The organism is Fretibacterium fastidiosum, assembly GCF_000210715.1.
In the GTDB taxonomy this organism is placed as follows: Bacteria; Synergistota; Synergistia; order Synergistales; family Aminobacteriaceae; genus Fretibacterium; species Fretibacterium fastidiosum.
Genome location: NC_021038.1, coordinates 2459128 through 2466793 on the forward strand (window position 1 = coordinate 2459128; position 7666 = coordinate 2466793).

General features: G+C 58.2%; 14 protein-coding genes and 1 pseudogene. 6 read left to right on the forward strand and 9 right to left on the reverse strand.

All coding sequences use genetic code 11. The features are described 5' to 3' along the window. The 8 genes and pseudogenes from SY1_RS11060 to SY1_RS11090 all read right to left on the reverse strand — a co-directional run. A pseudogene (locus SY1_RS11060) lies at positions 1–500 on the reverse strand (IS5 family transposase); the annotation flags it as partial. 378 nt (positions 501–878) lie between these two features. Beyond that, a complete protein-coding gene (locus tag SY1_RS11065; RefSeq protein ID WP_208873812.1) occupies positions 879–3185 on the reverse strand; it encodes a VapE domain-containing protein in 2307 nt (768 codons plus the stop codon). After that, positions 3163–3579, reverse strand: a complete 417-nt coding sequence (locus SY1_RS11070; RefSeq protein ID WP_015557067.1) for a helix-turn-helix domain-containing protein — start codon at positions 3577–3579, stop codon at positions 3163–3165. The genes SY1_RS11065 and SY1_RS11070 overlap by 23 nt, the downstream gene beginning before the upstream one ends. Beyond that, complete coding sequence (locus SY1_RS11075) at positions 3548–3919, reverse strand: DUF7768 domain-containing protein (protein WP_015557068.1); 372 nt, start codon at positions 3917–3919, stop codon at positions 3548–3550. The genes SY1_RS11070 and SY1_RS11075 overlap by 32 nt, the downstream gene beginning before the upstream one ends. A gap of 10 nt (positions 3920–3929) precedes the next feature. Further along, on the reverse strand, positions 3930–4061 hold the full coding sequence (locus SY1_RS12610; RefSeq protein WP_015557069.1) for a hypothetical protein: 132 nt from the start codon (positions 4059–4061) through the stop codon (positions 3930–3932). A 48-nt stretch (positions 4062–4109) separates the two neighbouring features. Next, complete coding sequence (locus SY1_RS11080; protein ID WP_015557070.1) at positions 4110–4262, reverse strand: hypothetical protein; 153 nt, start codon at positions 4260–4262, stop codon at positions 4110–4112. Then, complete coding sequence (locus SY1_RS11085; RefSeq protein ID WP_015557071.1) at positions 4259–4549, reverse strand: helix-turn-helix transcriptional regulator; 291 nt, start codon at positions 4547–4549, stop codon at positions 4259–4261. The genes SY1_RS11080 and SY1_RS11085 overlap by 4 nt, the downstream gene beginning before the upstream one ends. Positions 4550–4655: 106 nt before the next feature. After that, positions 4656–4799, reverse strand: a complete 144-nt coding sequence (locus SY1_RS11090) for a hypothetical protein (protein ID WP_015557073.1) — start codon at positions 4797–4799, stop codon at positions 4656–4658. Positions 4800–4907: 108 nt separating this feature from the next. Here SY1_RS11090 and SY1_RS12855 point away from each other — a divergent pair, with 108 nt between their 5' ends. From SY1_RS12855 to SY1_RS11105, 3 genes are all read left to right on the forward strand, one after another. Continuing rightward, positions 4908–5081, forward strand: coding sequence for a toxin-antitoxin system HicB family antitoxin (locus tag SY1_RS12855; RefSeq protein WP_409152096.1), 174 nt, complete (start codon positions 4908–4910; stop codon positions 5079–5081). 149 nt (positions 5082–5230) lie between these two features. After that, positions 5231–5467: a hypothetical protein gene (locus SY1_RS11100; protein WP_208873814.1), complete on the forward strand. Its 237-nt coding sequence runs from the start codon at positions 5231–5233 to the stop codon at positions 5465–5467. Beyond that, entirely contained in the window at positions 5464–5727 is a 264-nt protein-coding gene (locus tag SY1_RS11105; RefSeq protein ID WP_015557075.1) for a type II toxin-antitoxin system RelE family toxin, read from the forward strand. The genes SY1_RS11100 and SY1_RS11105 overlap by 4 nt, the downstream gene beginning before the upstream one ends. A gap of 129 nt (positions 5728–5856) precedes the next feature. Here the strand turns inward: SY1_RS11105 and SY1_RS11110 are convergent, their stop codons facing one another. Beyond that, entirely contained in the window at positions 5857–6342 is a 486-nt protein-coding gene (locus SY1_RS11110) for a helix-turn-helix transcriptional regulator (RefSeq protein WP_208873815.1), read from the reverse strand. Between the two features lie 148 nt (positions 6343–6490). Between SY1_RS11110 and SY1_RS11115 the strand changes: the two genes are divergently transcribed. The 3 genes from SY1_RS11115 (at position 6491) to SY1_RS12900 (ending at position 7452) form a co-directional block, all read left to right on the forward strand. Further along, entirely contained in the window at positions 6491–6958 is a 468-nt protein-coding gene (locus tag SY1_RS11115; RefSeq protein WP_015557076.1) for a helix-turn-helix domain-containing protein, read from the forward strand. Positions 6959–6998: 40 nt separating this feature from the next. Continuing rightward, positions 6999–7181, forward strand: coding sequence for a hypothetical protein (locus SY1_RS11120; RefSeq protein WP_208873817.1), 183 nt, complete (start codon positions 6999–7001; stop codon positions 7179–7181). Between the two features lie 106 nt (positions 7182–7287). Then, on the forward strand, positions 7288–7452 hold the full coding sequence (locus SY1_RS12900; protein ID WP_243440734.1) for a Txe/YoeB family addiction module toxin: 165 nt from the start codon (positions 7288–7290) through the stop codon (positions 7450–7452). Positions 7453–7666 lie beyond the last annotated feature (214 nt).

Genomic DNA, 7666 nt, shown 5'->3' on the forward strand with positions numbered 1-7666 from the left:
CTTGCATCCCGGCGTCAGCAACGCCTTCAGCCGCTCTATCAACTTGCGGCCTTCTGGACCGTCATGAGCATTGCCGGGCGAGAGATGAAACATCAACGGACAAGCGGGACCCGCGGCAACCAGATGAATCTTGGTGGTCCATCCTCCACGGGACTTGCCGATAGATTGAGGACCCCCTTTTTTAAAGCTCCCGTCCCATCAGGATGAACTTTGACGCAGGAACTGTCTAAACACACCGCTTCAAGCCTCATGCGGAGAAGACGCTCGTGCTGCAGGCGTTCAAAAACCTTATCCAGAACACCGGACTTGTACCATCGGCTCATGCGCACGTAGATTGTATGCCAGTTTCCAAACTTTTCCGGGAGCCTCCTCCATTTGCACCCATTTTCCATGACATACAGAATGGCATTGAGCACTCTAAGGTTGTCGTAAGCGACATTACCTCGGTGAACAGGGAAACAATCCGCTATACGCTCGTATTGCACCTGGCTGATCTCCATCATACAACTATTTTGACATACCTTCACCCTTTTGACAATGTTTTTGAGTGAACACGCTCTAATCGGCTGCATTGTGCCGGACACTCCTTTTCGAGGGGCAGACAATCTCTTTTTGTCCGCCTCTTTGTCCGCCATCCTAACCAGCCTGCGGCAATGCTTTATCTAACATGGCGGACAGAGCGGACTAAAGTCTGACAAAAAATCTTTAAAAAAAGATAAAAAATATCAAAACGCGCGCGCGTGAGAAGAAATTTCCGGTTTTTTGTGTCCTTTGTCCGCTGATTGGGTATAAGACATTCATTGGCAAGGTTTTACGTGGCGGACAAACAGGCGGACAAAGGGCGGACAGACTTGTCTTTGTCCGCCGCTCTTCGTCCTCTAAGGGCTGTAGCCGTTCCTGTGTGGCATCCAGTAGCACCGGTCCCGAGCCTTCCCGCGCCGCTCGGGCTCCCGCCCGGTCAGCTTCCGCAGCACCTCCCCCGCGCGCCGCACCTGCATCTTCGTCGGGTTCTGCATCCCGCAGGACTTCAGGATGCTCGTCGCGTTCATCCAGTCTCCAAGCCCCATGGAAAGGTCCTGTTCGTACTCGTCCCAGTTCCAGCCGGAGGCTATTGCGTCCTCGATCTCGTCCCCGGCCTCGAAGTACCGGTTCAGGTCGTCCAGGTCCCGCTCCTCGTCCTTCGTCAGCCACCAGGGCTCCCCGGTCCGGTACAGGGAGAGCGCCTGCGCCCAGAGCTGCTGGAGGTCGATCCCGTGCTTGTAGTTTATGCTCCGGCAGGGCAGGCACCACCACCGGCTGTTCCCCGTCGTGTCCACCAGGAACTCCGCCTGGTTCACCGAGGCGCAGAACACCGTCCGCCGCGGGAAGTCTGAGAACTTCCGCGCCCAGGGCAAGCGGACGACGTCGACGGGCGAGGTGATGTAGCTCTTGAGTTTGTTGATGTCCGCCTTTTTGAAGGTCGCCTCCAGCTCCCCCAGCTCGATGATCCAGTGGCTGATGACCCGCTTCAGGCTGTCCTTGTCCTCCGGGTCCAGCGCCACCCCGTCCAGAAACCACCCGGAGGAAGAGGGAACCAGGGACGCAAACCAGCTTGTCTTCCCGATCGCCTGGGCCCCTTGCAGCACGAGGACACCTCGAGTCTTGAAGGCATCGGCGACGCACGCGGCCACGGCCGAGATGAGCCACCGGGTCATGAGCAGGCGCTTCATCCGGTCCGGGAACCACTCCGCCAGCGTCAGGGTCTCCGTCAGCGCCCCGATGCGGTCCTTCCCATCCCATGCGCGCAGACGAATCCAATTCATCACGGGGTTCTTTCGGTTCTCGTCCGCTATGGCCACCAGATAGGCGTCCAGGTTCGCCGTCGGGAACCCATACCGCTCGCACAGGGAGACGACCAGCGCAAAGATGGAGTTCGCCCGGTTGTCCTTCCCGAACTTGCCCCCTTCCATCGTCTCGGGCAGGGAGTAGCAGACGTCCTTTTTTATCTCGTCGTACCAGACCCCGATCTTCTCATGCCGCAAAAGGACCTGCAGGTTCTCCAGCGTCCCCATCGGGGCCCCGTTCTTCCTCTCGTGGACCCAGCGTGGCCAGGCGTAGTGCTGTTCCAGCTCGGGGACCCTCCGGTTCTCCTCCAGCCGCAGGAAGATTTCCTCCGCCGTCCGCTCGATGCCGTGCAGGGCCGCGTAGTCGTTCCAGTCGCTCCCGCTCTCGTCCGCCTCGAAGACCGGCGACGTGAACGGGATCCCGAACCGCTCCGCAAGCTCGAACGCCGCCGCCAGGCCGGGGTTCCCCGGCGTCCTGTGGTCGTTGTCGGCCGCAAGGACCAGCCGCCCCGGATACCGGGGCCTCAGCAGCTCCGCCACCTTCGGCAAATTCCCGCAGTCCCAGGCCACGACCACCGTCCGCCCCGTCGCCTCGTGCACCGTGGCTCCGGTGGCGAACCCCTCGCACAGAAATACCTCCCGATCTCCCCCCAAGTAGGGCGCCGCCGAACCAAAGTCATGTGTCGAATCAGGGCTCTGCCCTGGCTCTCCACTCTTTTGCCCCCCCTGCAAGGGGGGGTGCCCCGAAGGGGCGGGGGGGTTATCCCTCCCCCCCATCACGAAGAACCCGCCCGCCTTCGGCGCCCCCGGATGGAAGCGCTTCTCGCCGTCCGGGGCGATCGTCTGGATGTTCATCAGGGCCCCTGAGGCGTTCCGGATCGGCAGTACCAGGAGCTTCCCCAACTGGCGCGCCCCATGCGCTCCAGAGAGCCCTTTCTTTTTGAGGTACGGATGTTCCGGCCTCGGCTCCGTGGCCGCCTCCCATTTCCGTGCCGCCTCCGCGCTCGCCTTCGCCCGCTCCAGCTCCTTCTGCCGTGCGGCCGCGGCGCGCTGCGCCTCCATGCGCTTCACGTACTCGCGTTTTTCCTCGTCGCTCCAGGGCGAATCCCCGGGCTGGTAGTACGTCCACACGGCGTACTCCACGCCATGCTTTGCGCTCCAACTCTTCGCCCAGCCGGCGGGCCGTTCGTCGCAATAGATGCAGTATTCGCCGTTTCGTGTCGTGCCACGGTCCCCGACGACCCTGTAGCGGTGCTTCTGCCCGTCCAGGGTAAGGCGCTCTCCCTCGGCCGGCGGGATTCCCAGGTCGCAGAGCCAGCGAACAAAGGAGTCCTCGATCTCAAACCCTGTCGGCCTGTTCAACGCTTTGCCTCCTTCGCTTTATCTCCCGGATGGTCACTCCGACGAATTGTGCGTCCGTGAACGCCGTCAGCCATCCGCCGCCCGGACCTCTGAACAGATGATGCTTCCCCTCCTTGCGGAGGTACCGCAGCGGCTGATCCTCCACCAGGTATGCTCTGCCGGGCTCGAACTTCCGCTCCGGTCTGGAGTGCCACATCGTGGACGCCCTCTGCTTCATGTCAAGGTCCGTCAGGACCGCCAGAATGCGCTCCTGCGTTTCCAGCGCCTCCCCGCCCCCGTAGACCCCGCGCTCCAGTTCGGAAATGTAGCTGGGCGACATCCCGCACTCTTTCCCCAGCTCCTTCAGCGTCAGGCCCAGATGGTTACGACGTCTCCTCAGATTCGCCCGCCCCATACGGTCTCACGTCCTCCGCCCTGTCCTTGAAGACAACAGGCTTCTCCATCGCCCGTGCGTGCGCCACCTCCATGCGGCACCCCTCCGAGCGCTCCCAGTCCCCGAAGGCCCACAGCTCGTCGGCGACGTCCAGCAGCGCGAGACACTGCCGCATCACCCAGTCCTGCGGTCCCAGCGGGGACACGAAGTCAAAAGCATGGATGGGCGAGAGGATCAGCACGTCCGGATGCTCCTCGGCCACATGCCGGCAGATCTCCGTAACGCGCGAAACGTTCCGCTCCATTTCCGCGATGTCCAGCCGCTCTCCGCGCAACGGATGCGCGATGTAGACTCTACGCATCGTTTCCCCCTTATTCTTTGTCATAGTCCACTTCAGCGCCGTCCAGGAACGCGGCGTAGACGACGAGATGACGTCCGTCGATATCCTGCATCATTTCGTCCCCGGCCAGGACGCGCATCCTGCCCTCTTCGATGTCCTGCATGCTCTGCCCTCGTTTGCTATAATGAGCGGCAGGGGGCCGTCACCCCCGTCACTGCTCTGGTTTTTCTTTTTCGGGGCCGTCCGCGAGGGCGGCCTTCTCTGCAAAAATTTCCCGGATCTCCGCCCATGCCGCCCAGACGACAAAACACCACGCCAGCCCCATGAATACCTGCTGCAGGATGTACGGCCACGTCCACTTCATGCCGGCTCCTCCCTCTTCTTCACAAGGCTCAAGATATCCCCGCGTGCCCACCGACGCTCCTTCGGCCCTATGCGAACCCCCTCCGGGATCGTCTTGTTCTTGAGCCACTCGTAGAAGGCGCTCGGCTTGATCTTCAGGAACGCCTGCACCTCTTTGGCGGTCATCAGGTCTTCCGGGCTCGCGGCGGGCTCCGGCACGCGCAGGGCGGGGAGCATCTTTTCACAAACCCGGTCCGCTATTGCGTTGATATCCTTCGGACTCAGCCGCACGGTCAACTCACCCTCCATGTAGAAACACCTCCTAACTCCCGAACCATCTCCGGCGAAACCCCGAAGAACATCCCAAACTGCTGCCTGTTCCTCCGCATCGCCTTGCGGAGAGCCCGCACCATGCTCATGCTTTTGCCTCCTCCCTTACCCGCTCCGCCAGCTCAACCACCGTCCGGTTGATGCTCTGCCTCCGCTCGTGCGCCCGCTCCCGTATCCACTCGTACAACTCCACCGGCCAGCGCGTTTGACTGATCCTCACACCTTCCATGCCATCCTCCCCTCTCCCGCATACTGTCATTAATTCTTTGATACTGAATATGCCACCCCAATATCGTTATAGTGCCAATAACGCTATGATTGATTGGAGTGATTGGACGTGTCTCAGTTAACTTTGCGTCTCCCGGATGACGTCCACACCAAAGCCCGCGTCTTGGCAGCCTTCAGGAACATCTCAAAGAACGACCTCATCACCGAGGCGGTTCAGGACTTAGTAGCTCGCTGGGAACAGAAACACGGCATCCTTCCATTGCCTCCAAGAGAAACTGATTGAGGGCCTCGTTCAAAGAGATGTTCCGGTCGGCAGCCAAAAAACGCAGTTTGCGGTGCGTTTCAAAGGGGAGCCTCGCCGTAAACTGCACTGTCTCTTTCCCCCTCACATTCCCCACGCCCCTTTTGTTATAATCTCCCTGAAAGGAGAGGATGATCATGACCCTTGCCCAAGTTGCTGAACGGGAAGCCCTGTACCGCCTTATAGACCAACTCCCGGACAGGCAAACGCCCTTGGTCGTGGATTTTGTCCGTCGCCTACTGGATGTTGACGATGAACCGTTGACCCCTGACGAACTCCGGCAGCTTGAAACCTCCAACGCCCAGATCGACGCGAACGAGTTCTGTACCTTGGAAGAGGCTGAGCGCCGACTGATGGCCTTACCATGAGCTGCTGGCAGCTCATCATCTCCAAAGAGGCCCTGAAGGCCCTTGAATCGATTCCCAAAAAGCAGAGGGATCGTCTATGGAGTTCTATCAAGCGCCTTACAGGCGGCCCCTACGATTCGGGGCTTGATGTCAAACCCTTAAAAGCCCGACCGGAGTGGCATCTTCGCGTCGGAGGCTGGCGGGTCATTTTCCGCGTAGAGCAGGACAGGCTCGTCATCGTCGTGGTTGCCGTGGCTCCCAGAGGAGATGCCTATAAGTGAGCCTCCCTGGGGGCTCTTTTGTTGCCTTCAAAACCTGCTATTCACTTGTCAAATTGCTGGGGAGGCTGCCCTCACGCCCCCGCCTCCTTCCCCCCTGCACTTCGGCGGCGGTGAAATACTCGTCCCGCATCATCTCCGGGGCCGCAGGTCGAACCGGACCGGTCCCTTCGGCTCGGAGATCGCCTCAATGCCCAGCTGTCCCAGCTCGCGCCGCATGGCGATCATCTTCAGAATCTGTGGTTTCGCCTTGTCCCAAAGCCCGTCCAGCTCAGCCTCGTCCGCCGGGTCGCCCACCAGGTTCAAGCCGATCTTCTCCATCCCAACCTGCACCAAGAACAGGTTCGGAGCGCTTGCCGACATATCCACCGTATTCATCTCCCAATCCTCCTCCCTTCGGAAAACAACCTCGATCCGCCACTCCTTCGACTGGGGGCCGTACAGCAGCTCATCAACAGAAACACCCAATAACTCTGCAATTTGCTTCCCCAAATCCACAGAAGGGTAAGCTCTCCCAGCTTCCCACCGCCACACAGAGTTTTCGTCTACGCCGAGTTTTCCAGCCAGCTTTTTCTGAGATAGACCTGCTTTTTCTCTTATGGCCTTTAGAAATTTCAAGAAGCCTCCCTCCTTTCTTTATCTGCATTATACCTTCATATATGCAGATGTCAAGAGGGTAGGCTGCATTTATGCAGTCAATATCCTTTATATTTGTCTATTGTATTAGTCCCTGCACTCTTGTAGACTTTTTGTTAGGGTGAAGGTTATGAAAATATCTGACAGGGTAAAAACGTTAAGGGACCTAAGGGGATTATCACAAGGTGACCTCGCCCAAATAATCGGGGTCGATGTCAATACCATTTGGCGGTGGGAAAATGGGCGATCTTCTCCTGCGCGCTCAATTCAAAAACTAGCCCAGGCCCTCGACACCACAACGGCCTATCTCCTCGGCGAGACGGACAACCCTAAACGTTACACGAGCAGATTATTGGAATTGGTAGGGACCGATGGGAATGAGTCTTCTCTTGTAACATCAGAACATAGCACCCTCGGAGACTCCGAGGCGGTAGCTCGTCTTATCTATGAGCGGCCTGATGGTGAACGCCTAGAGCTTCCCGCAACCCCTGAGGGCTATGCGTTGTTTGAAAAATTGGTTGTGGCCATGATGACCGACAGCTTGAAGAAAGAGTTCTCCGACTCGCCTCACTCCGGTGGAGCTGAGCAGTCCGCATAATACGAGGGGAAGCGCGTTAAGGTAAATTTTATAAGATTTTATGAGGAGGGTGATAGATGTGATGACCGTTCAGGCGTCCATAAGGGAAGACTTGAACCGGCGTATCGAGGAACTCTCGCACGACGCTTTTTATAACGAGCACAATCAGAAGCTGCTTCTGGAAGCAATCAACGATATGAAGGCGGGGAAGGGAGTTACTCATGAGCTTATAAACTGCGAATGACGAAAGATGAAAAAGCCATGGGACGAAAGAGCCTGGGAAGATTATCTCTATATGGCTCGAGCAGGACAAGAAAACCCTCCGCCGCATCAATAAGCTGATTACGGACATTGAACGCAACGGTTATGACGGCATCGGGAACCCGGAGCCTTTGATCGGAAATTACTCCGGGTATTGGAGCCGCCGTATTGACGAGAAGAACCGTCTGGTTTATCGCGTCTTGAACGATACGATCGAGATTGTGCAGTGCCGCACTCATTATGGGGATAAGTAGACAGCATCGCTCCGCCAGCATTGCACGGGACAAACCGGGGAAGGTTCTGCTGCGGCTTCCAAAGGCGGAACGTGTGACGGGAGGCGGAACGTGTGACGGGACTGTGGTGAGTTAGAGCAGGGAAGGGTGGCAATCATGGCGCTTGTTCAGGATACGATAGAGAACGTTTTGAAAAACATTAACCAGGACAATAACGGGGGAATTTTTCTCCCTC